The 352-nt window shown below is 65.6% G+C and carries 1 protein-coding gene; it reads right to left on the reverse strand.

Annotated features, from left to right (window positions below; translation table 11 throughout):
- A partial coding sequence (locus AC1D0P_RS32755) for a LysR family transcriptional regulator (RefSeq protein ID WP_477680528.1) occupies positions 1 to 352 on the reverse strand: 352 nt, incomplete at both ends.

Here is a 352-nt window from a genome sequence, read left to right on the forward strand (position 1 = left end):
GCGAAGCCTTATCCCTGGCGCTGCATTTGCCACCGCTGCGCTCAGTCCTGCAGCAAAGATCAGCACGAAGGCTTCGTTGGCGCGGATGGTGAACTGGCGCCGGACATTGCGGATTTCCACGGTCGATGGCGGACTGAGCACCGTCTCGACGGCCTCCTTCAATGCATGCACCTCTGCGGCAATTGCCAAAGCGTGCGGCGTCGCGACCATGCCGCGCCCGGCCTGCACGAGGATCGGATCGCCTAAAGCCGTCCTCAAGCGTGACAGCGTCCGGCTCATGGCGGATGTGCTCAGTCCCAGCCGGCGCGCCGCGGCCGATACGCTCTGCTCGCGCAGCAGCGCATCCAGTGCC

The sequence above is a fragment of the Polaromonas sp. P1_G2 genome, assembly GCF_056405515.1.